Genomic DNA, 20889 nt, shown 5'->3' with positions numbered 1-20889 from the left:
GCCTTACATGCGCACGGTCATGCCGCCGTCGACAGTCAGAACATGGCCGTTGACGAATGATGCGGCGTCGCTGGCAAGGAAGAGTGCGGCACCGGCAATCTCGTCCGGCCGCCCCCAGCGTTGGACCGGGATGCGCTGGCGCACGAAGGGGATCAGCTCTTCATTGGCGGCCATCGCCGCATTTGTTTCCGTTGCAAACCAGCCTGGAGCGATGGCATTGCTGGTGATGCCGTAAGGCCCAAATTCCACGGCCATGCCGCGCATCAAGCCTGTCAGCCCCTGCTTGGCTGCGGGATAGACGCAGTCGCCGGGCATGACGACTTGGCCGCTGATGGATGTGACCGAGATCAGGCGCCCGTGATTGTGTCGTTTCATAAGGCTGGCGGCATCGCGGGAGAGCATGATCGATGCAGCGAGATCCGTATTGAGCAAAGTGAGGATCGCCTCGTCGTCGAAATCTGCCAACTGGCGTCTGTCGCGGGCCCCGACATTGTTGATCAATATGTTGAGCCGGCCGTGATTGCTTTCGATATCGGCCATCGCCGCACGCTGCGCCTCACGATCGGCAATGTCGAAGGCGGCAGCTTCGGCGGAACCGCCTCTCGCTCGGATGGTTTCGACCGCCGCATTCAACGTCGCTTCGGTCCGCCCGTTGATGATGACGTGAGCGCCGGCATCGGCAAGTGCCTGGGCCATCTCGAATCCCAGGCCGCGGCCGCCGCCGGTGACCAGCGCGATACGCCCTGTGAGGGAGAATCTGTGAAATATGCTCATGGCTCTCCCTTTATCCTGCGGTCAAGACAAGCTGCCGCAAGATAATGGACTCAGTCAAGTAATTTCTGCAATGGCAACTGAAGAAGGCCGGACAGGAACTTGCGTGGATCGAGGTTGGTTTGACAGATAATATCGAACCTGCCTCCTATCGCGCCGACGTCACGCCGTTGCGCATTTTTGCCGCTGCTGGATGCAGCAAGAGGCCGAATCCTGTGTTATTTCTTCATCAATTAGGCACTGTGACCAGCATCGGAATGCGACAATGACCTCAGAATTTCTATCCCATCTGCGCAGCGAGCTTGCCGGCTTGAAGGAAGCCGGTCTTTACAAGTCCGAGCGCGTGATCACATCCAAGCAAGCCGGAGAAATCGCCGTCGCCGACGGCGCGCGCGTGCTCAATTTCTGCGCCAACAACTATCTCGGCCTGGCCGACAATGAGGAACTCGCCGAGGCCGGGAAAAAGGCGCTCGATCGCTACGGCTACGGCATGGCGTCCGTTCGCTTTATCTGCGGTACGCAGGAAGAGCACAAGCAGCTCGAGGCGCGGATTTCCGCCTTCCTCGGCATGGAAGATACGATCCTCTATTCCTCCTGCTTCGATGCCAATGGCGGGTTGTTCGAGACGCTGCTTTCCGAGGAAGACGCCATCATCTCGGATGCGCTCAACCATGCCTCGATCATCGACGGCGTGCGGCTGTCGAAAGCCAAGCGTTTCCGTTACGCCAACAACGATATGGCGGCGCTGGAAGAAGAGCTGAAGAAGGCCGAAGGCAGCCGCTTCAAGCTGATCGCGACCGACGGCGTATTCTCCATGGACGGCATCATCGCCAATCTCGGCGGCGTCTGCGATCTGGCAGAGAAATACGGCGCGATGGTCATGGTGGACGATAGCCATGCCGTCGGCTTTGTTGGTGCCCACGGCCGCGGCTCGCCGGAGCATTGCGGCGTCGAGGGCCGGATCGATATCATCACCGGCACGCTCGGCAAGGCGCTCGGCGGCGCTTCGGGCGGTTATACATCTGCCAAAGGCGAGATCGTCGATTGGCTGCGGCAGCGTTCGCGTCCCTATCTCTTCTCCAATACGCTGGCGCCGGTCATCGCGGCTGCATCGCTGAAGGTTTTCGATCTGATCGACAACGGCGACGCTTTGCGGGCACGGCTCAAGAGCAATGCCGAGCTCTTCCGCAGCGAAATGACCAAGCTCGGTTTCACGCTTGCCGGCGCCGATCATCCGATCATCCCGATCATGCTCGGCGATGCCAAGCTGGCGCAGGATATGGCGGCGCTGATGCTGAAGAAGGGCGTCTACGTCATCGGCTTTTCCTTCCCCGTCGTGCCCAAGGGCCAGGCGCGCATCCGCACGCAGATGTCGGCCGCCCATTCGAAGGCCGATGTCGAAAAGGCGATTGCGGCCTTCGCGGAAGCCGGAAAAGAACTTGGAATCATTTGAATTGGTTGGAGAGAACCGATCATGTCGAACATGATGAAAGCTTTGGTCAAAGCCAAGCCTGAGGTCGGGCTGTGGATGGAGCACGTTCCGGTTCCCGAGGTCGGGCCGAACGATGTCCTGATCCGGGTCAAGAAGTCGGCGATTTGCGGGACGGATGTCCACATTTGGAACTGGGATCAATGGGCGCAGAAGACCATTCCGGTGCCGATGGTCGTCGGTCACGAATTCTGCGGCGAGATCGCCGAGATCGGCTCGGCCGTGACGAAGTATCACGTCGGCGAGCGCGTTTCCGGCGAAGGGCATATCGTCTGCGGCAAATGTCGCAATTGCCGGGCGGGCAGGGGGCATCTTTGCCGCAACACGCTCGGCGTCGGCGTCAATCGTCCCGGCTCCTTCGGCGAGTTCGTCTGCATTCCCGAATCCAACGTCGTGCCGATTCCCGATGACATCCCTGATGAGATCGCCGCGATCTTCGATCCGTTCGGCAATGCGGTGCACACGGCGCTTTCCTTTGACTTGGTCGGTGAGGATGTGCTTGTCACCGGTGCAGGGCCGATCGGAATCATGGGGGCGATGGTTGCCAAGCGCTCCGGCGCGCGCAAGGTCGTGATCACCGACATCAATCCGACGCGGTTGGCGCTTGCCCGCAAGGTCGGCATCGATCACGTCGTCGACGCCTCCAAGGAGAACCTCGCCGATGTGATGAAGTCCATCGGCATGACCGAGGGCTTCGACGTTGGCCTGGAAATGTCGGGCGCCGCACCGGCGTTCCGCGACATGATCGACAAGATGAACAACGGCGGCAAGATTGCCATTCTCGGCATCGCGCCGGCCGGCTTCGAGATCGACTGGAACAAGGTCATCTTCAAGATGCTGAACCTGAAGGGCATCTATGGCCGCGAGATGTTCGAGACCTGGTACAAGATGATCGCCTTCGTGCAGGGCGGCCTCGACGTCTCTCCGGTCATCACGCACCGTATCGGCATCGATGAGTTCCGCGATGGTTTCGAAGCCATGCGCTCCGGCAATTCCGGCAAGGTCGTCATGGACTGGAATTGATCGGAACTGTCGCTTTACGGCATCGGTCATGCATGCCGATGCCGTAAACGCGCAGGTTTCTTTAGTATCCTCTTGTCATCGCGTGGGGACTTCCTAAATACGGGAAACAATTGATTATGACGTGTTGAGCCTGTGGATAAGGCTTTTTCGCGTATTTAACGGGCTTTTTTGCTGGAAAAGCTTGACGAGGACTAAAATTCTGGGAATCACCGTTTGACTTCGGAAAGAACGGTAAGACTGGATCGAGCGGATCACCTGATACCATGGCCGGAAACCTAGACGCAATCCAGCTTTGCACTCCGGTAGCGGCGATCGTGGTTAATCGGGCATTAAAGATCATTCCGTAGGTGTTTGTCGGTGAGTCGTGGCTGGCGCAGGGCGCGCCGGCTCGATTGAAATGTTCTACCGCATGTAAGTTTGCAGCGTCAGGGAAAGCGACGATATAGAGATGGCAACAAAGGTCAAAGAGAACGAAGAAGCTGAAGTCGAACGCGACGGCACCTCCGACGGCCCGCTTCTCGATCTTTCCGATGACGCGGTCAAGAAGATGATCAAGGCCGCGAAGAAGCGCGGCTATGTGACGATGGACGAGCTCAATGCCGTTCTTCCATCCGAAGAAGTGACGTCTGAGCAGATCGAAGACACGATGGCCATGCTTTCTGACATGGGCATCAACGTCATCGAGGACGAGGATGTCGAAGAGGCCGGTGCTGCCTCGAACGACGACGACGATGCCGGCGGCGACGATGAGAGCGAAGGCGGCGAACTCGCTCCTTCGACAGGTTCCGCTCTGGCGACCGCCAAGAAGAAAGAGCCGACCGACCGTACGGACGACCCGGTGCGCATGTATCTGCGCGAAATGGGCTCCGTCGAGCTTCTGTCGCGCGAAGGCGAAATCGCGATTGCCAAGCGCATCGAGGCTGGTCGCGAGACCATGATCGGTGGCCTCTGTGAGAGCCCGTTGACGTTCCAGGCGCTGATTATCTGGCGCGACGAACTCAACGAAGGCACCACACTGCTGCGCGAGATCATCGACCTCGAAACCACCTATTCCGGCCCTGAAGCCAAGGCTGCCCCGCAGTTCCAGAGTCCCGAGAAGATCGAGGCCGACCGCAAGGCTGCCGAGGAAAAGGAAAAGGCTCGTCGCGGCCGCGGCGGCGGCTCCGACGACGACATCACCAATGTCGGCGGCGAGGGCCTGCCGATCGAGGAAGAGGAAGAGGACGAAGACGAATCCAGCCTCTCTCTCGCAGCCATGGAAGCCGAGCTTCGCCCGCAGGTGATGACGACGCTCGACACCATCGCCGAAACCTACAAGAAGCTGCGCAAGCTGCAGGACCAGCAGGTCGAGCAGCGTCTGTCGGCTTCCGGCACGCTGTCGTCGGCGCAGGAGCGCCGCTACAAGGAGCTGAAGGATGAGCTGGTCAAGTCGGTCAAGTCTCTGTCGCTGAACCAGAACCGCATCGACGCTCTCGTCGAGCAGCTCTACGACATCAACAAGCGTCTCGTGCAGAACGAGGGCCGCCTGTTGCGCCTTGCCGAATCCTATGGTGTCAAGCGCGACAGCTTCCTTGAGCAGTATCAAGGTGCCGAACTCGATCCGAACTGGATGAAGTCGATCGGCAATCTGGCCGCTCGTGGCTGGAAGGAATTCGCCAAGAGCGAAAACACGACGATCCGCGACATCCGCCAGGAAATCCAGAACCTTGCGACGGAAACCGGCATTTCCATCTCGGAATTCCGCCGCATCGTTCACATGGTTCAGAAGGGCGAGCGCGAAGCGCGTATTGCCAAGAAGGAAATGGTCGAAGCCAACCTGCGCCTCGTCATCTCCATCGCCAAGAAGTACACCAACCGCGGCCTGCAGTTCCTCGACCTCATTCAGGAAGGCAATATCGGCCTGATGAAGGCGGTCGATAAGTTCGAGTATCGCCGTGGCTACAAGTTCTCGACCTACGCCACCTGGTGGATTCGTCAGGCGATTACCCGTTCGATCGCCGACCAGGCACGCACGATCCGTATTCCGGTGCATATGATCGAAACGATCAACAAGATAGTTCGTACCTCGCGCCAGATGCTGCACGAAATCGGCCGCGAGCCGACGCCGGAAGAACTGGCTGAAAAGCTTGCGATGCCGCTCGAAAAAGTGCGCAAGGTGCTGAAGATCGCCAAGGAGCCGATCTCGCTCGAAACGCCTGTCGGTGACGAAGAGGATTCGCACCTCGGCGATTTCATCGAGGACAAGAACGCGCTTCTGCCGATCGACGCCGCCATCCAGGCGAACCTGCGCGAAACAACGACGCGCGTTCTGGCGTCGCTGACGCCGCGCGAAGAGCGCGTGCTGCGCATGCGCTTCGGCATCGGCATGAACACCGACCACACGCTCGAAGAAGTGGGCCAGCAGTTCTCGGTTACGCGCGAACGTATCCGTCAGATCGAGGCCAAGGCGCTGCGCAAGCTCAAGCATCCGAGCCGCAGCCGCAAGCTCAGGAGCTTCCTCGACAGCTGAGGCTTGGCGCAAGCCGCTATCGGCCGTATAAGAAACAAGGCCCGGTTCGCGAAAGCGAGCCGGGCTTTTCGTTGACAGATATCGACAGCAGGGTTCGGATCATGGCAAGCAAGCCGCAATTCATGGAAATCGTCATCCCCGACCGGCTGCGCGATATGGTGGCCGGTTATGAATGGCGGCAGGATGCGCTCGGGCGTTCCTCGGCGTACGTCTTCCGGCTTGAGACCGATGGACGCGCGCCGGTCTATCTCAAGACCGAGCTTGTGGACCCCTTGGGCGAGCTGGCCGGCGAGGTTGCGAGGCTGCGATGGTTGACTTCTCAGGGTTTTGCCTGTCCGGAAATCATTGCCCATGCGAAGGACGACGAGCGCGAATGGCTTTTGATGAGCGCGCTTCCCGGCAGCGATCTCGTCAGTGCGGAGCTGATATCGCCGGCCGAACGTGTCCGTCTTCTGGCGCATGCGTTGCGACGTTTGCACGCGATCGACATCGCTGCCTGCCCTTTCGATCATCGATTGGCGAACAGAATTGGCGAGGCAAGGGCGCGCCTGCTTGCCGGCTGCGTCGATGAGGATGATTTCGATGAGACCTGGTTGGGACGGTCGGGGCAGGATCTTTTCGGCGAACTCGAGGAGAAAAGGCCGGTGACGGAAGATCTCGTCGTCACCCATGGCGATGCCTGCCTTCCGAATTTCATCGCCGATGGCGCGGGCTTCAGCGGTTATATCGATTGTGGTCGCCTCGGAATTGCCGATCGTCATCAGGATATTGCGCTCGCCTGCAGCAGTATCGAACGCAATTTCGGCAGCGATCTGCTTGCCGAGTTTCTAAAGGCCTATGGCGATTTTGAGCCGCAGGCGGAGAAGATGGGTTACTATCAACTGCTGGACGAGTTCTTCTAACCGTGGATGCACTCGTTTTCGCGCCATGCGATCACGCAGGTTTGTTTTTGCGCCATTGCGGATCGTACGGCAGCCTGACAAGTTCGATTTTGACAGCTGCCCCTTTCCCGGCATGCCGTCGGATACCATATGTCGGTGGCTTTGAAGTCCGCTGATCTGTTTGCCGCTAAGGATCGAATGAATCGATGCGCTATGCCTTCTTGATTGCTTTCTTTTCGCGAGCCGTCTGCTGAACGATGGAAAAGGTTGCGGAAAAACGGGATGGGGAGATGAGGTCGGGCTTTGTCCTGTCGATCCTTCTGCACGTCCTGTTTGTCGCAATTTTCTTGTTACCGCTGCTACCGGCGCCGCCGGAGGCGAAGCCCGAGCAGAGCGTCAATGTCGAGCTGGTGCCGCAGCCGGAGGAAAAACAGGAGCTTGCGACGAAGGCGAACGAGAAGCCCGACCGGCCTCCGAAGCCGACGCTGAGACCTGACGAAAAGCCGGCACAACAGACCGCTGAAGCTCAACAGGAGCCACAGCAGCCTCAGGGAAAGAAGTCGGACGAACAGCCGCCAAAGCAATCCGACCCTCAGGGCAAGGAGCTGGCGGAGAAGCCTGCATCCAAACCTGACGAGGCCAAGGCTGATAAGCAAGTAGAGCAGGCGAAGTCTGAGCCCAAACCTGATGATCCCGCCGCTGACAAACCCGTCGAGAAGGCAGAGCAGCAGCCCTCTGCGACTGAGACTCCGCCTGGCGCAACGGAGAAACCCGTCGAACCGAAGCCATCGAGTTCGGATACCAAGCAGACAGCCACTACCTCCGCAGCGATTTCCGCTAATCCCAAGGATGAAAAGTCGGGCAAAGAGGCTTCGTCACCATCAAACGCTATGGTGGAGAACGCGACGCTATCGCCTAAAATAAATGATAGCCAATCGCTGAAAGAATCTCAGACATCCGCCACTGCTGGCGACAAGGAGTCACAGGTTGTCGAGCAAGCGACCCAAAATCCTACCAGTTTGGAACCTGAGGATTCGCAGCCGACTACAGCCGATTCCAACTCTCAATTGCAAAATTTTCGGCCTTCGAAACAAGGCGAGCCCGAAGAATTGGATATGGGCTCTTTGAACTCCGACCAGCCAAGCCAGTCGCCACCCATATCTACACCGCAAGTGCTTGCCACAGGTTCATCGTCAGACACTAAAGTTAATCCATCTGATGAGCTTCAGTCCAGTAAGGATGCCGCAAACGTTACTGTTCCAGGCGTCATGACGTCTGGACAACCGAAAACGGGGGAGGCGGAAAATTCGCCCGGCAACTCGGTCGCGGAGGGTGGCGCAGGGCTCGTGGTCGAGCCAACGCCAGAGCAACGCGGGCAGGCTACTCCGTCCAAGCCCACCGAGGGAGAGCAAAAGGCGAGAGCTGCAACGTCTCCAAAAGCAGGTTTCGCCGCTTCTGGCGGGCCGTTTGTTCAAGCCAAGCGATTGTACTCAGCGGATGAGCTTTCTCGACTTCCAAAGGGATTTTTAGCGCAATGGAAGCAACTTTCCGCACAAATGCGTATAAGTCAGCTTTGCAACTTCGAGGGTGCCGCTCAACTTAACGCTGCTGGGTTACATATACTGCGTTTTGGTTTGCCGCATTCTTCCGAGAGCCGAAGCGCCAGCCGGAGTATAGAGACGGACAAGGCGGTATATCGAACGTCCGATGGCTATCACTATGTTGGGGTGAAATGTAACGTCGATAGCAGTGCGATGAAAGTGGTATCCTTTGCCTATCGCTTGGGTGCCTCCATACCGCAAGATCAGTGGAAAAACCTCAATCTTCCAACGAACTGATCCATCACGCAGCATCTGACGTGGTTGAAACAATAGTTTATTCCCAACCCGATCGAAATTCAGCTCATTTCATCATACAATTACCTGCATCTCACTGATTCAGTGTCCTCCCATCGCACTTTCTACGATTCCGATGTCCTCGATTACAGCCGATTCCAATTCCGCGGCCGCGGGCCGCTCTGCCTTGCGTGGCGTCCTTGTGGCATTTTCCGCCTATGCCGTCTTTGCTTTTAGCGATGCATCGATCAAGATCTTGCATGGCGTTGTTCCCTCCTATCAGGTCGCCTTCATCGGCGCGCTGTTCGGCTTTGCCGCTGTGCCGTTCCTGAAGAGGCGTGAGGACGGCTGGCTGGATGTGGTGAAGACGTCGAACCGCCCTTTATGGCTGCTGCGTTTCATCTGCGGTGCGACTGGCGCGATCTGCTCTGTCATTGCCTTCACGAAGTTGCCGATGGCGGAAGCCTTTGCGCTGCTGTTCCTGCTGCCGTCCTTCGTGACGATCCTCTCGGTGATCTTCCTCAAGGAGGATGTGCGCTGGCAGCGCTGGACGGCGGTCATTCTCGGTTTCGTCGGCGTGCTGATCGTCTTGCGTCCTGGCTTTCGCGAGCTTTCGATCGGTCATTTCTGTGCCGCTATAGGTGGCCTTGCCGCCGCGATTTCGATCGTCATCAACCGCGCGCTGGGGTCGAAGGAAAAACGCATCTCGCTTTATGGCGCCGGCCTGTTTGGCACGCTGGTTGTCAGCGGCTTCCTTATGCTTTCGGAAGTCACGGCGCCGACCGCGACGCAATGGATCTTTCTCGCGAGCTACGGCCTGCTGGGCGCGCTTGGCAACGTGCTGCTGATGAATGCGGCGCATATGGCGCCGGCCAATCTGGTTGCGCCGCCGCAGTACAGCCAAATGCTCTGGGCGATCGTCTTCGGCTATCTGCTGTTTAACGATAGCATCGATATGCCCATGGCTTTCGGCATCGTCCTCATCATCTTTTCCGGTCTGCTGACGCTGGCGCGGGAGCGCAAGCGCGGCACGCCGCTGCCGGCGGCGGTCGCCGGCAACACGCAGGCGGCCTTGGCGACAACGCAGGAGGATGAGCCCGCAACGCCGGAAAGGTAATGGATCTCGTCGTGGATGATCGAGATTGCCAGCCATAACGGCGCCGCGCTAAGCTTTACTGGCATCCCCGAGTGGGGATGCAATCTCGTTAGGGAAGCGATACGGATGAGGTCCGGCCAATTCAGGATACTCCGCACTCAGCTGGCCGGCATCGAAGCTGTTAAGGCGGAAACGGGCCACAGCTTTCCCAAACACACGCATGATCAATTCGGCATAGGCCTCATCGAGGCTGGCGCCCAGGCTTCGCTCAGCGGGCGCGGGATGGTGCAGGCCGAGGCCGGCGATATCATCAGCGTCAATCCAAACGAGGTGCATGACGGCATGCCCATCGGCGAAAGCCGGGCCTGGTCGATGCTCTATTTCGATCCGCTTGTCATTGCCGATCTCTTAAAGGACATTGGCGAGGGGAGGATGGGCGAGGTCGAATTTCCGTCACCCGTCATTCGCAATGGCGAACTGGTTGCAAAGTTCAGGGCTCTGTTTTCGCTTCTGGTCGGCAAATCCGCGCCGCAGGATACATTGTTGCGGGATGGTCTGCTGCTATCCTTCGCTGCCGCCGTGATGAGCGAGGGAGCGCAGAGTTCGCGCGATATCACCGTTCCCGTAGCCATCGGTCGCGCTCGCGAATTGATTGACGATGATCCAGCAGCGCCTTTCACTCTTGCTGAACTCGCCGGCGTGTGTGGGCTAAGCCATTTCCAGTTCCTGCGCGCATTCAGCAAGGCGACGGGGCTTACACCGCATGCCTATCTGCTGCAACGCCGCATCCAGGAAGCGCGGCGGTTGATCGCGGTCGGCACGCCACTGGCGGAAGCGGCCTTTGCCAGCGGCTTTGCCGATCAAAGCCACATGACACGGCTTTTCGTGCGCAATTTCGGCCTCTCGCCGGGCGCCTATGCGGCCGCTTGCTGACACCTGCGTATTCCGATGAAGCCGGCCACCGATTCCGATTTGAAGCCGGCCAGTCATTCCGATTTCATTCCGGCCAGCATTCCGATTTGAAGGCGGCCATTTCTCGGACTGATCCTGGGTCTTTTTGATGTTTGGATCGGGTTTCGTTTCAGGTCAAGCGTGCGGTGTTTCAGGCGCAATTGGCGAGCGCTGTTTTCGCATGCTTTCACCGGTGAGATCGATGCGATAGGCGTTGTGAACGAGGCGGTCCAATATCGCATCGGCGAGCGACACCTCTGCAATTTCATTCAAGACCGCGCGACGATGACGAGGTTTTCTGCAACGCCAAGCGAGACTGCAGAAGGAGAAGTCATGTATTTCCGTCATTCGAACGAGATGTGGGGCGAGTTTCCGGAGCTGGTTCCCGGCGTATTGCTCGCCGAAGCAATCACCGCCGATGTCACCGTCACGGATCGCGTGGCCCATTATCATGCAATCGCTGCTGAGCGGCTAGAGCAAGGCTCCGAGAGTGAAATGCCGGAAATTCAGGCCTGGCGGCGCGCGTTTTCGAAAATGGGAATGAAGCCCACACAATATCGCTGCGCTTCGGAGGCTTTGCTGCGTCGCTTTCGCCAGGAGGGGTCGCTGCCGCGGCTGCATCCCCTCGTCGATCTCTGCAATGCCGTTTCCATTGCCTTCGCCATTCCTGTCGCCATCTTCGACCTTCAAAAGGTCTCCGGTGATCTTGAGGTCCGCCACGCCCACGGCAGCGAGTCCTATCTGACCTTTTCCGGCGAGATAGAGCACCCGGGACCCCGTGAGGTCATCTTCGCCGACACGGCCGGACAAGCTCATGCCAGACGCTGGACCAACCGGCAAAGCGGTCTTTCAGCTGTGCGCGAGGAGACACGATCCGTTTTGATCGTGGCCGAAGCGCTGCATGGCTCGGCAAGCAGCGATGTGCCGCGTCTGATCGATGCGATTGCGGCGGAGCTGGCGGCTGCCTGGTCGTCGGAGAGCAGACGAGGGATCCTCAGTCCTTCATCGCCGCGATTCGATCTCTCGGCTGATGAAAATGTTCGAGCGAGACAGCATCGAGTGTGACAGCCGGCGTCTCGGGGCGCCGCTAAGGGTGGCGGAATGTTCGCTGTGTGAAAGGCCTGCCTCCAAGCACCCAAACCGAGAGGCGAAGAGACCCATCGAGGTTCGCAGAATTTAAGCGGGCTGGATGTGCTTGGTCACTCCGGCCGATCTGTAGCGCCGCTATCCAATCCGACGTCCCGCAGTAAATGCGGGCTTGCCGCATGGAGCTTATTGCGTTTTCCATTCGTCTTTATCGGCGTCATTCTTGCATGATCTCGCCAGCGGATCGATCGGGCCAAGCACTCCGCAACCCATCGCACCCAGCTAAATTCATGAGCATCTTGCATCTATCGTGAGCCTCGCAATTTTTCAAAGTAGACAGATGCGCCTCAAATCTAGCGGTGTATAATGAAGGTTCCAGCAATCGATCATGCAGGATTTTCATGGGAAAACGGCCGCTTCCTCCTCTCTCGGTACTGCAGGCATTTTGTGCCATCGCGGAAACCGGTGGGTTTGGTCGTGCAGCGGAGAGGATCGGCCAGACGCAGACTGCCATCAGCCATCAGCTCGCGCAGCTGGAGGGATGGATCGGAGGGCGGCTGTTCGATCGAGGTCGCTATGGGGCAAGACTGACCCCATTGGGCGCTCGCCTGCATCCAACTATCGCAGAGACCATCTCCGAGCTGGAGAGGGCGCTCCACGAGGCACGCGCAAGTGTGTCGGTTCGAAGTGTCGCAGTGTCCGTTTCCCCGGAGTTTTCGAGCCAGTGGCTGGCATCTCGATTGCCGGATTTCTGCCAGCGTTATCCGGATACCGAATTGAAGATGGCCGTCGGCTATCAACGCCCGGATTTTCAATCTGGCGGTCTTGATCTGGCGATCTGGCTTGGCCGCGCCGAGACGGGGCTTATGCAGGAGGAGTTGCTGACGGACGAAGAGTTCGTCGTCAGCTCGCCAGTGCTGTCGAAACAGCTTCCTCCGCGTCATGCGATCAGGGCGGCGCCATTGCTGCGTTACGCGGGCATGCGGCATACGACATTGGATTGGCAGCGCTGGTACGAACAGATTGCCGGCGGACGCAGCGAAGCGGATCCGCCCTTCGATATCGCAGAAGCTGTGGAGAGCGGCCGGCTGTTTGAAACCTTCGCAGACATGCTCGAGGCGTGTCGGGAGGGGCAGGGCTTTGCACTGGTTCGCAGTTCGCTGGTCGCGGGCGATATTGCTGAGGGAAAACTGGTGCGCTGCTTTATCGAGGTCCAGCCGGCGGCGGTGAGCTACAATCTGCTCTATCCGCCAAACGCGCTGCTAAATCCATCGGCTGCGCTGTTTCGCAACTGGCTGCTCTCGCAAGTCCGCGCACTAGCCTGATGCTCCCGAAAGACGATATGGCGACCTCAATCGCACAACCTTATCAGCCCAGCTTCGGTGGGGGCGAAATCGGCCTGTCGATAGAAATGGGTAATATGCGGTTCGAAGTCGACATGTAGCCATTCCGCGCCCCGGTCGCGAGCCAGGATCTTCGCCCTTTCGATCAGCCCAGTAGCGACGCCCTGCCTTCGAAATTCGGGATCCACGCAGGTATCGAGGATGAAAGCGTGAATGCCGCCATCCCAGGCGACATTCACAAAACCTATCATCCGCGTGCCTGCAAATGCGCCGACATGGGCGAGGCTTCGCGACAGGATCGGTGAAAAATCGCGGGCGGAGCGGGCATCCCATGCATTCGTCCAGAGTGCGTTGAGAGCCTCGTTTCCGGGATTTGGGTCATCCCTGTATTCTATCTGCATGTTGTATCCTCCCGGCAGGCTGCATCGCTGCTTCCGTCGCCCGCCCGGGCAAACGCCAGGTAGCCAAAGAAAGCGCGTGCTCTATGTCGGATATTGTCGCGGTCGATCGTCCTTCGGACGCGAACATAGAGCAAAGGAGATGGAAATGTCCTATGTCGATGGTTTTATTGTCGCCGTGCCGAAAGACAAGATCGAGGCTTACAAGACGCTGGCGAACAAGGCCGGGAAGGTCTGGAGGGAGTATGGCGCGCTCAGCTATGTCGAGGCGATTGGAGACGACGTTCCCTATGGCGAACTGACGTCTTTCCCACGGGCTGTGCAGGCAACGGAAGATGAGGTCGTGGTTTTCTCCTGGATCATCTATGAATCCCGGCAGAGCCGGGACGAGATCCTGGAAAAAGTCATGGCCGATCCGCGCCTCAAGGACGAGATGCAGAACATGCCGTTCGATGGCAAGCGCATGATCTATGGCGGCTTCCGCATTATTGTCGAAGCATAGGTGCCAGGCTGCGCGGCCTTGACAATGCGGCCGTTGCGCCCGAGGTCATGCGGATCGCCATTGCTATTGTTGGAAAAGCCATGCCGCAAACCGTCATCACGCTGGCCACTCGCGGTCAGGGGCTTTACGAGTTCACCGATCAGGCGGCGCAGTTCACGCGGACTGCGGCCGGTGGCGGCGAGGGGCTTTTGACCGTTTTCGTACGCCACACATCCTGTTCGCTGCTCATTCAGGAAAATGCGGATCCCGATGTGAAGACCGACCTCTATGCGTTCTTCCGCCGGCTGGTGCCGCCGTCTTCCGACCCGTCGATGCGCTGGATCGTGCACACGACGGAGGGGCCGGACGACATGCCGGCACATATCAAGGCGGCATTGACGCAAGTCTCGATCGGTATTCCCGTCATGGCCGGTCGCCTGGCGCTCGGCACATGGCAGGGCATCTATCTCTTCGAGCACCGCGACCGGCCGCATCGGCGCGAAATCGTGCTGCATCTCTCCACCTGATTTGCTGCAACTCTGCCGCTTACCGATCGTTAACCGCCATGAATACAATCTGAATGGCCAATTCGCGTTCGGTTCAGCTTGACCAACATAACGTGTCCTCAATCCCAAAGGCCTCGAGCCGGATATCGGGATGGCAACAATCCGCAGCAAGGATTCGAAGGAGAAACACCCATGACCAATCTTTTCGCCAAAGCAGGTATTGCCGCACTTATCGCGCTCGGCGCCGTTTCTGCGACTGGTGTCACGGCATCGGCCAATGATCTTCATCCTGGCATCCAGCAGGCACGCTACGATCACTATCGCGGCCGCTCGTGCTCGCCGGTTCTCGCCGTTCAGAAGGCGCGCGACATGGGCATACGCCGCGCTCGCATCGACAATATCACGCCGCGCCGTGTCGTTGTCGAAGGTTTCGGCCGTCGCGGTCCGGATCGGATCGTTTTCGCCAACGTACGGGGTTGCCCGCTCATCCGCCGCTGATGGCGGTGACTGGATTGCCCAGGTTTTCCACATCTATTCGATAGATCCAAAGCCGCCTCGGCAAGCGAGGCGGCCTTATTTTACCAAGCTGTGCTATCATCGGACGTCTGGTATACCTTTAGCGTTCATTGTACGTGAGTAATGGATGAATGGCCGATTCTGAGCGTGTTCAGTATCGCGCCTTTACCTCATGGGCACTCGCTCGGCATATGTTGCTGGCAAGAGGGAGGAGCCTTTTTGCACTATGGAGAACAGAATGAAACAATTGCTGGCTAAGTTGGGGGTTGCCATCGCCATCGCAGTTACTGCGCTGACCGGCACGGCGGATTTCGCTTCCGCACAGAACCTGGACATCTATGTCGGTCCGGGCCGTCATCGGCCGCCACCGCCGGATTACGACAACCCGCCGCCGCGTTTCGATCGTCGCCGTGGCTGCGATCCGCGTGAGGCTTTGGATGTCGCCCGCAGCTATGGCCTGCGCCGCGCCCGTGTCGTGGATGTAACGCCGCGTCGTGTCGTCGTCGATGGCTTCGGTCGCCGCGGTCCCGACACGATGATGTTTGCCAATGTTCGCGGCTGCCCGATGCTCGGTCGCCGATAAACACAACGGGCGCCAGGCGCGCCCGTTCTTCATTTTCTGACCTTTTCGCCTTATTGGCGGGGGCCGCGGAGCCGCCCTTTGCTCGACCTCAATGGATCTGAGCGAAGGGCGGTTCTGTCTTAGAGCGGTTCATTTCCTCACGGAATCTGAGAACCGCTCTTATTGTTTTTACGCAATTCCGGACGGAAAACCGCTACGCACTTTTTCTTGAATTGCTTTAGTTACTGCTGGATCGCGTAGGTGATGCTCACCGATGCGTTGTATTCGTTTTCGCCGGTGGCGACGGCAACGGCCTTGTCCATCGGGGCTGCGGCAGCCATGGCGCGCATATAGGGCTGCGGCGGGGCAGCAATACCGCCTTCATGGATTGCGATGATGCGGCCGAGCTTGACGCCGGCAGCGTCCGTCAGGGTCTTCGCCTTTGCCGCCGCATCGGCGACCGCCTTTTTGCGGGCCTCTTCAAGAACGGCATTCGGCTTGTCATTGGTGAGCTGGATATCGCCGCCCTGGTTGATGCCGAGCTTGATCGCCTGGTCGAGCATTCCGCCGAGCTTGGAGAGATCACGCACTCGAACGGTCAGGCCGTTCGTCACCTGGTAGCCGGTCAGCACTGGCGGCTGGGTGTGACCATCCTTTTCATTCGGATAGGTATATTGCGGCTGGACCGAGAAACCCGAGGTCTGCAGGTCGCGCGCGGCGATGCCGCCATCCTTCAGCGTCGCCAAGACAGCACCCATGGCCTTGTTGTTCTGATCGAGCGCTTCCTGCGCCGTCTTTGCTTGCTGGACGACCGCAAGTGTTACCACCGCCATATCAGGTGCGATGGCCGCATGTCCCTCGCCGGTGACCGTGATAACCGCTTCGCGCGGATTGGCATCTTCGGCAAAGGCAGCAGCCGCGGGCATGAAGAAAGTGGCGCTGACAAGAGCGGCAAGAACAAAATCTCTGGTTTTCGTCCGTAGCATCGTTCGTTCCTTGGTTGATAATCCCTTGAGTTTCGCTTTTGCTGATTGATTGTGAAGGTATTACGGCAGTCCCTTGTCCGAAAAGAGAAATTGGGTTAGAGCCAAGTCGGCTTCCGGGGAACCATTGCTTCGGAGCCGCGAGCGTGGGAATCCTGTTCTCGTGCCGGGCCTGTAGCTCAATGGTTAGAGCCGGCGGCTCATAACCGCTTGGTTGGGGGTTCGAGTCCCTCCGGGCCCACCATTTATATTCTCTGGGACAACCGTCCTCAGAATCCCGCCCTTTTTAACCTTCGCGATAGGGATCCTTATGCCACTGCTGCTTGACGGGGATAAGGGACAGCCATCGGTCGCCATCGAAATCGGGATTGGTTTCGTGGACCCTGGCAGCTTGAATCGGAGATCGGCATGTTGTGGGTTGCGAAGGATGGCTGCCTTCTTCATGGACAGAATGCAGGAGCCGTAGGGGCGCCGGGAATTCTCGATAAAACCGATGCAGCAGGGTTGACGAACCCGAAGCTCCGTCAGCATCCTAAGTCATTTTAAAGTCATGGTTTTTGCCGCGAATGGCAAAGCTCGATGGCTGCGAAATTTCAAGGCCTATACCTTGGTATAGTTGCACGGCACCATCGCTTGATTGACGCTCCAGGAGGGGTGTGACAAGACGGCCCTGCCTGCGCAACATGGTGCAGCGGCTAACGAAACAACAGATCAAGAAGCAAATGGACAGCTACCCTAGTCGCTGTCCGGCTGTGGCGTCGCGCCACGTCCGGATGGTTATCGCAACAACCTGGACCGCTTCCGGCAAACGCCGGGCGACCGACGGTATGGCATAGCCTGTCCTGTTCGGCTCGCCCACGGATCTGCCGACGAGCAGACCATGGAGGTGAGCCATGAACAACATCATTCCTTTCCGCGAACGCACATTCGCAACCAAGCTTTCCGCCGCACCTGTCCTCAGTGCTCCAGCTTTTTCGCCGTCGCCCGCTCGGACCGCGCCCTTTCAACGTCCGCGCCTGATTGCCGTCTGGCACACCAATCCCCAAACTGGGAAGCAGGAGTGCTTTTGGACGACCGAAGGCAATGCCATCTCCGATGAGGATGGCAATCGTCGAGCGGCCTAATCCATTTCTTCAAACAAGTGCTTCCGCTGCGTTGCAAATGCAGCGCAATGCGGATGCGCGCTATTGGTAACATCCTGTTTTCAAGGGGTTATACATGGTTTTCCTTGCCAATGATCGACGCGAGCGCAGTGCCGTTGCCGCGTTGGCCGGTGCACGCATCCTGCCGAATGGCTACGATCTCGCCGCCTTCGCTTTCATCGCTGCCGCAGCCTATCTCACTCTTCACGGGGTGGGCGAGATGCGGGCGCCGCTATCGAGCCTCTCCACTGCGCCGACCTCGCTCGATCCCGCCTATCTGCCTGAATATGCGTTGCGCACGACGTTGCGCATGATGGCAGCGATCGTTGCCTCGCTCATCTTCACTTTCGTGGTTGCAACGCTTGCCGCGAAGAGCCGGCGCGCCGAAAAAATCATCATTCCGGCTCTCGATATCCTGCAGTCGGTGCCGGTGCTCGGCTTCCTCACGTTCACCGTTACTTTTTTCATGGGCCTGTTTCCCGGAAGCCAGATGGGCGCCGAGTGTGCTTCGATCTTTGCGATCTTTACCAGCCAGGCATGGAACATGGCCTTTTCCTTCTATCAGTCGCTGCGGACGGTGCCGCGCGATCTCGATGAAGTGAGCCGTGGGTTCCGCCTGTCCGCCTGGCAGCGCTTCTGGAGACTGGAGGCACCCTTTGCGGCGCCTGGTCTCGTCTGGAATACGATGATGTCGATGTCGGGCGGCTGGTTCTTCGTCGTTGCTTCGGAGGCGATCACGGTTGGCGATACGACAGTGCAGCTTCCCGGCCTTGGCTCCTGGCTGGCGCTTGCCATCGACAAACAGGATTTCGTTTCCGTCGGCTGGGCCGTGCTCGCGATGGCAATCGTGATCCTGCTCTACGATCAACTGCTCTTCCGCCCCATCGTCGCCTGGGCAGACAAGTTCCGCTTCGAGCAGACCGCCGGCCAGCAGAAGCCGCGTTCCTGGGTCTATTCGCTGATCCGTCGCACGCGTCTTTTGAAGCATGTGACCGCGCCGTTTGCCGCGGTATGGAACGGATTGTTTCTGCTACGGCTGCCGTCTGCGCCGAGGGCGGTTGCGAAGAGCCAGGGCGAACAGAATGTTGTCAGCGGGCTTATCGATTTCTGCTGGTTCTCCCTGATCGCCGCTATCGGCGCCTGGAGCATTTGGGACATCGCATCCTATCTCGGCCAGACGCTGTCGTGGGCCGATGTCCGGATCGCCTTTGCCGGCGGCTTCGTCACCCTTGTCCGCGTGGTGGTTCTGATTGCGGTCGCGAGCTTGATCTGGGTCCCGCTCGGTGTCTGGATCGGTCTCAGGCCGGCTGTCGCGGAGCGGGTTCAGCCGATTGCACAGTTTCTCGCAGCATTCCCGGCGAACGTGCTCTTTCCGGTTGCGGTGATTGCGATCGTCGCCACAGGTGCTAGCCCCAGCATCTGGCTATCGCCGCTGATGGTGCTGGGTACGCAGTGGTACATCCTTTTCAACGTGATTGCTGGGGCAAGCGCTTTCCCCACCGATCTGCGGGAGGCATCCGCGGTCTACAGGCTCCGTTCGTGGACCTGGTGGCGCCGTGCGATACTGCCGGGAATATTTCCCTACTACGTCACGGGAGCGCTGACGGCTTCCGGCGGCTCCTGGAATGCGAGTATCGTCGCTGAGCTGGCGAGCTGGGGAGACACGAAGCTCGAAGCCTTTGGGCTGGGATCATACATCGCGAAAGCGACCGCAGCGGGCGATTTTCCGCGGGTCATTCTCGGCATTGTCGTCATGTCGATCTTCGTCACCCTTTTCAACAGAACGCTTTGGCGGCCGCTTTACGTCTTCGCTGAACGTCGCCTGCGTCTCGATTAATCACAGATCGGAGAAATGAACATGGAAAACGCTGTCGTCTCCAAAAAGGTCGATATTGCAAATGGCACGCCGCTGGTTCTGGCCAAGCAGGTCTGCCAGACATACGACAAGGGAACTTCGGGTTCGCTGGTCGTACTCGATAATGTCGACCTTCAGCTCTACCCGAATGAAATCGTCGGTCTGCTTGGCCGCTCCGGTTCGGGCAAGTCCACGCTGCTGCGCGCCATCGCCGGCCTGATCCGTCCCAGCAAAGGTGAGATCACCTTCGCCGGCCGGCCGGTGGTTGGCCCCAATTCCGATGTCGCTGTCGTCTTTCAGAGCTTCGCCTTGTTTCCGTGGCTGACGGTGCTGCAGAATGTTGAACTCGGCCTCGAGGCTCAGGGTGTCGCTTCGTCGGAACGCCGCAAGCGCGCACTGGCCGCCATCGACCTGATCGGTCTCGACGGCTTCGAAAGCGCCTATCCGAAAGAGTTGTCGGGCGGCATGCGTCAACGTGTCGGCCTTGCCCGTGCGCTTGTCGTTCGGCCGAAAGTGCTGCTGATGGACGAGCCGTTTTCCGCGCTCGACGTCTTGACCGCGGAAACGCTTCGTACTGACCTTCTCGACCTGTGGTGCGAAGGCCGCATGCCGATCGAGTCGGTTCTGATGGTGACGCACAACATCGAAGAAGCGGTGCTGATGTGCGACCGCATCCTGATCTTCGGATCAAATCCCGGCCGTGTGATCGCTGAAATCAAGGTGGATCTGCCGCAGCCGCGCAACCGCCTCGACCCGGCATTCCGTATGTTGGTCGAAGACATCTATGCTCGGATGACGGTGAAGACCGGAGCGCCGACACGCGACGGTCTCTTCCCCGGCACCGGTATCGCCATGGCACTGCCGCGGGTCTCGACCAACCTGATGTCCGGGCTTATCGAGACGCTTGCCGCCGAACCTTATCGCGGTCAGGCCGACCTGCCGCCGTTGGCCACGCATCTGCATCTCGGCATCGATGATCTGTTCCCCGTCGCGGAAATCCTGCAGCTTCTGCGCTTTGCCGATCTCGAAGGGGGTGACATCAAGTTGACCGCACCCGGCCTGCGTTTCTCCGACAGCGATGTCGATGAGCGCAAGAAGCTCTTCGAGCAGCATCTGGCGACCTATGTGCCGCTTGCCGCGCATATCCGTCGCGTGCTCGACGAGCGTCCGACCCATCGCGCCCCGGCTCGGCGGTTCCGCGACGAACTCGAGGACTACATGTCGGAAGATTACGCCGACACCACCATCAAGGCGGTCACGAACTGGGCCCGCTACGCCGAATATTTCGCCTATGACGAGAATGCCGACCTGTTCACGCTGGAGAACCCGAGTTGAAACAAGCTGTCGGGTCGAATGCTGCAGGGTCGCTGCTGGCTGAAGCGGCGAGCGACCCCATTATATTTTTGAACTCGATAAGCAGCCAAGGCAGGACCTAGCGCAGGGAATTCCGGCAGATTGCCAA

General features: G+C 58.8%; 19 protein-coding genes, 1 tRNA gene and 1 pseudogene. 17 read left to right on the top strand and 4 right to left on the bottom strand.

The features are described from left to right. Positions 1–3 precede the first annotated feature (3 nt). A complete protein-coding gene (locus QD409_RS08895; protein WP_430762477.1) occupies positions 4–774 on the bottom strand; it encodes an SDR family oxidoreductase in 771 nt (256 codons plus the stop codon). Between the two features lie 262 nt (positions 775–1036). Between QD409_RS08895 and QD409_RS08890 the strand changes: the two genes are divergently transcribed. The 7 genes from QD409_RS08890 (at position 1037) to QD409_RS08860 (ending at position 10537) form a co-directional block, all read left to right on the top strand. Continuing rightward, positions 1037–2224, top strand: coding sequence for a glycine C-acetyltransferase (locus QD409_RS08890; protein ID WP_430762476.1), 1188 nt, complete (start codon positions 1037–1039; stop codon positions 2222–2224). Positions 2225–2245: 21 nt separating this feature from the next. Then, positions 2246–3283, top strand: coding sequence for an L-threonine 3-dehydrogenase (tdh, locus tag QD409_RS08885; protein WP_092850990.1), 1038 nt, complete (start codon positions 2246–2248; stop codon positions 3281–3283). 448 nt (positions 3284–3731) lie between these two features. Then, positions 3732–5792 (top strand): RNA polymerase sigma factor RpoD, encoded by a 2061-nt coding sequence (rpoD, locus tag QD409_RS08880; RefSeq protein WP_092850985.1) that lies wholly within the window; start codon positions 3732–3734, stop codon positions 5790–5792. A 101-nt stretch (positions 5793–5893) separates the two neighbouring features. Beyond that, on the top strand, positions 5894–6694 hold the full coding sequence (locus QD409_RS08875; protein WP_430762475.1) for an APH(3')-II family aminoglycoside O-phosphotransferase: 801 nt from the start codon (positions 5894–5896) through the stop codon (positions 6692–6694). 236 nt (positions 6695–6930) lie between these two features. Beyond that, entirely contained in the window at positions 6931–8511 is a 1581-nt protein-coding gene (locus QD409_RS08870) for a DUF930 domain-containing protein (RefSeq protein ID WP_430762474.1), read from the top strand. A gap of 133 nt (positions 8512–8644) precedes the next feature. Then, the gene (locus tag QD409_RS08865; RefSeq protein ID WP_430762473.1) at positions 8645–9625 is read left to right on the top strand and encodes a DMT family transporter; all 981 of its coding nucleotides are present in this window, start codon (positions 8645–8647) and stop codon (positions 9623–9625) included. 105 nt (positions 9626–9730) lie between these two features. Then, positions 9731–10537 carry an AraC family ligand binding domain-containing protein gene (locus QD409_RS08860; protein WP_430762472.1) on the top strand — a complete coding sequence of 269 codons (807 nt, stop codon included), beginning with the start codon at positions 9731–9733 and terminating at the stop codon, positions 10535–10537. 153 nt (positions 10538–10690) lie between these two features. Here the strand turns inward: QD409_RS08860 and QD409_RS08855 are convergent. After that, positions 10691–10819, bottom strand: a pseudogene (locus QD409_RS08855) (ATP-binding protein); the annotation flags it as partial. A gap of 69 nt (positions 10820–10888) precedes the next feature. Between QD409_RS08855 and QD409_RS08850 the strand changes: the two are divergent. Next, positions 10889–11620 (top strand): B3/B4 domain-containing protein, encoded by a 732-nt coding sequence (locus tag QD409_RS08850; RefSeq protein ID WP_430762471.1) that lies wholly within the window; start codon positions 10889–10891, stop codon positions 11618–11620. Positions 11621–12042: 422 nt separating this feature from the next. Further along, a complete protein-coding gene (locus QD409_RS08845; protein ID WP_430762470.1) occupies positions 12043–12966 on the top strand; it encodes a LysR substrate-binding domain-containing protein in 924 nt (307 codons plus the stop codon). Positions 12967–12992: 26 nt separating this feature from the next. Here the strand turns inward: QD409_RS08845 and QD409_RS08840 are convergent, their stop codons facing one another. After that, positions 12993–13385, bottom strand: a complete 393-nt coding sequence (locus tag QD409_RS08840) for a GNAT family N-acetyltransferase (RefSeq protein WP_430762469.1) — start codon at positions 13383–13385, stop codon at positions 12993–12995. 145 nt (positions 13386–13530) lie between these two features. Between QD409_RS08840 and QD409_RS08835 the strand changes: the two genes are divergently transcribed. The 4 genes from QD409_RS08835 (at position 13531) to QD409_RS08820 (ending at position 15468) form a co-directional block, all read left to right on the top strand. After that, entirely contained in the window at positions 13531–13884 is a 354-nt protein-coding gene (locus QD409_RS08835) for a DUF1428 domain-containing protein (protein WP_092850973.1), read from the top strand. A gap of 80 nt (positions 13885–13964) precedes the next feature. Then, positions 13965–14390 (top strand): secondary thiamine-phosphate synthase enzyme YjbQ, encoded by a 426-nt coding sequence (locus QD409_RS08830; protein ID WP_430762468.1) that lies wholly within the window; start codon positions 13965–13967, stop codon positions 14388–14390. A gap of 171 nt (positions 14391–14561) precedes the next feature. After that, the gene (locus QD409_RS08825) at positions 14562–14867 is read left to right on the top strand and encodes a hypothetical protein (protein ID WP_430762467.1); all 306 of its coding nucleotides are present in this window, start codon (positions 14562–14564) and stop codon (positions 14865–14867) included. Positions 14868–15123: 256 nt separating this feature from the next. Then, complete coding sequence (locus QD409_RS08820; RefSeq protein ID WP_092850968.1) at positions 15124–15468, top strand: hypothetical protein; 345 nt, start codon at positions 15124–15126, stop codon at positions 15466–15468. Between the two features lie 221 nt (positions 15469–15689). On the opposite strand, the gene QD409_RS08815 is transcribed toward QD409_RS08820, so the two are convergent. Next, positions 15690–16433: an SIMPL domain-containing protein gene (locus QD409_RS08815; protein ID WP_430762466.1), complete on the bottom strand. Its 744-nt coding sequence runs from the start codon at positions 16431–16433 to the stop codon at positions 15690–15692. Positions 16434–16598: 165 nt separating this feature from the next. Between QD409_RS08815 and QD409_RS08810 the strand changes: the two genes are divergently transcribed. The 4 genes from QD409_RS08810 (at position 16599) to QD409_RS08795 (ending at position 20762) form a co-directional block, all read left to right on the top strand. Next, positions 16599–16674 (top strand) — tRNA-Ile (locus tag QD409_RS08810). Between the two features lie 649 nt (positions 16675–17323). After that, positions 17324–17554 carry a hypothetical protein gene (locus QD409_RS08805; protein ID WP_430762465.1) on the top strand — a complete coding sequence of 77 codons (231 nt, stop codon included), beginning with the start codon at positions 17324–17326 and terminating at the stop codon, positions 17552–17554. Positions 17555–17648: 94 nt separating this feature from the next. Then, on the top strand, positions 17649–19409 hold the full coding sequence (locus QD409_RS08800; RefSeq protein ID WP_092850954.1) for an ABC transporter permease: 1761 nt from the start codon (positions 17649–17651) through the stop codon (positions 19407–19409). A gap of 21 nt (positions 19410–19430) precedes the next feature. Next, positions 19431–20762 (top strand): ABC transporter ATP-binding protein, encoded by a 1332-nt coding sequence (locus QD409_RS08795; protein WP_092850953.1) that lies wholly within the window; start codon positions 19431–19433, stop codon positions 20760–20762. Positions 20763–20889: the final 127 nt, after the last annotated feature.

It is taken from the genome of Rhizobium sp. BR 315, from assembly GCF_050577975.1.
GTDB classification, from domain to species: Bacteria; Pseudomonadota; Alphaproteobacteria; order Rhizobiales; family Rhizobiaceae; genus Rhizobium; species Rhizobium miluonense.
Note: the sequence above shows the minus strand (reverse complement) of the source record. Positions and strands in the feature narration are given on the sequence as shown.

Bases quoted from the DNA above. Each gene is read 5' to 3' on its own strand.
- QD409_RS08895 (WP_430762477.1), bottom strand. From the start codon at position 774: ATGAGCATATTTCACAGATTCTCCCTCACAGGGCGTATCGCGCTGGTC.
- QD409_RS08890 (WP_430762476.1), top strand. From the start codon at position 1,037: ATGACCTCAGAATTTCTATCCCATCTGCGCAGCGAGCTTGCCGGCTTG.
- tdh (WP_092850990.1), top strand. From the start codon at position 2,246: ATGTCGAACATGATGAAAGCTTTGGTCAAAGCCAAGCCTGAGGTCGGG.
- rpoD (WP_092850985.1), top strand. From the start codon at position 3,732: ATGGCAACAAAGGTCAAAGAGAACGAAGAAGCTGAAGTCGAACGCGAC.
- QD409_RS08875 (WP_430762475.1), top strand. From the start codon at position 5,894: ATGGCAAGCAAGCCGCAATTCATGGAAATCGTCATCCCCGACCGGCTG.
- QD409_RS08870 (WP_430762474.1), top strand. From the start codon at position 6,931: ATGGAAAAGGTTGCGGAAAAACGGGATGGGGAGATGAGGTCGGGCTTT.
- QD409_RS08865 (WP_430762473.1), top strand. From the start codon at position 8,645: ATGTCCTCGATTACAGCCGATTCCAATTCCGCGGCCGCGGGCCGCTCT.
- QD409_RS08860 (WP_430762472.1), top strand. From the start codon at position 9,731: ATGAGGTCCGGCCAATTCAGGATACTCCGCACTCAGCTGGCCGGCATC.
- QD409_RS08850 (WP_430762471.1), top strand. From the start codon at position 10,889: ATGTATTTCCGTCATTCGAACGAGATGTGGGGCGAGTTTCCGGAGCTG.
- QD409_RS08845 (WP_430762470.1), top strand. From the start codon at position 12,043: ATGGGAAAACGGCCGCTTCCTCCTCTCTCGGTACTGCAGGCATTTTGT.
- QD409_RS08840 (WP_430762469.1), bottom strand. From the start codon at position 13,385: ATGCAGATAGAATACAGGGATGACCCAAATCCCGGAAACGAGGCTCTC.
- QD409_RS08835 (WP_092850973.1), top strand. From the start codon at position 13,531: ATGTCCTATGTCGATGGTTTTATTGTCGCCGTGCCGAAAGACAAGATC.
- QD409_RS08830 (WP_430762468.1), top strand. From the start codon at position 13,965: ATGCCGCAAACCGTCATCACGCTGGCCACTCGCGGTCAGGGGCTTTAC.
- QD409_RS08825 (WP_430762467.1), top strand. From the start codon at position 14,562: ATGACCAATCTTTTCGCCAAAGCAGGTATTGCCGCACTTATCGCGCTC.
- QD409_RS08820 (WP_092850968.1), top strand. From the start codon at position 15,124: ATGAAACAATTGCTGGCTAAGTTGGGGGTTGCCATCGCCATCGCAGTT.
- QD409_RS08815 (WP_430762466.1), bottom strand. From the start codon at position 16,433: ATGCTACGGACGAAAACCAGAGATTTTGTTCTTGCCGCTCTTGTCAGC.
- QD409_RS08805 (WP_430762465.1), top strand. From the start codon at position 17,324: ATGAACAACATCATTCCTTTCCGCGAACGCACATTCGCAACCAAGCTT.
- QD409_RS08800 (WP_092850954.1), top strand. From the start codon at position 17,649: ATGGTTTTCCTTGCCAATGATCGACGCGAGCGCAGTGCCGTTGCCGCG.
- QD409_RS08795 (WP_092850953.1), top strand. From the start codon at position 19,431: ATGGAAAACGCTGTCGTCTCCAAAAAGGTCGATATTGCAAATGGCACG.